1 protein-coding gene is annotated in these 902 nt (G+C 45.0%); it reads right to left on the reverse strand.

The genetic code is table 11. The features are described 5' to 3' along the window. Positions 1-902 (reverse strand): hypothetical protein (locus AB4161_RS20945; RefSeq protein WP_372084196.1); only part of this gene is annotated, 902 nt, incomplete at both ends.

The following is a 902-nucleotide window of genomic DNA, read 5'->3' on the forward strand; positions in this document are numbered from 1 at the left end:
TCTTCAGCTACAACAGAGAAGTTAAGGTTAATCGCGTTTTCACCCGCGCCATCAAGGTGCTTAAGTGGTTTAAACAATTCGAATTGATAGCTGTTATCTGAGGTATCGAAAATAATTTCGAACACCGCTTCATTACTCGCTGCTGTTTGAGCAACGTAAGTAAATGTTGTGCCGCTTTGCGACACAGCTTGCCACTCTAAGCTTTCTCCATCAGAGGTTAAGCCCGCAATCACTAAATTTTCATTAACCAACTCATACTTCACAACGCCATCGGCACCTTCATCAATCGTGAATAGTCCATTAATAATGGTGTCTTCAGATTGATCTGAACCAATACCAGTAAGATCGTCTTCATCGACAACCGCTTCACCCGTTGGCGCCGTCATTACTGGCGCACCATCAAGCACCTCGATTGGCAATACATATTGGTTAGAATCATCCCCATCACCATCAACGGCAACGACATCGAATGGAATCGTTAAGGTATTGGAGTTCGGGCTTGTTGGATGGTTCAGAGGACCTAACAACGTAAAGCTATAAGAGCCATCATCACCTAATCCCAACGTGAAGATTGGCGTTCCACTTGTCGTCGTACCTTGATAGGTCGTTGTGTTAGCCGCCCCTGTGATTTCTGTAATAGAAATCGCTTCAGTTCCAGAGGTTAATGTCGCTTCAAGCGCTGAGATATTACGCAGTTCGTAAACCTCTACTTGGTCTGCACCTTCCGTGGTAACAAACGATCCTGTCGCCTGAGCGACAACAGAGCCTAAATCGTCTTCATCAACGACAAACGTACTAGCAATAGTCGTATCAGTGATGGTTGGCACATCATCCGTCACCGTGATCTTCAAATCGATCGCATTCGATTTATCTTGGTCGAAGTCTTCAGCTACAACAGAGAA

It is taken from the genome of Vibrio sp. 10N.286.51.E5, from assembly GCF_041469125.1.
GTDB lineage: Bacteria > Pseudomonadota > Gammaproteobacteria > Enterobacterales > Vibrionaceae > Vibrio > Vibrio crassostreae_C.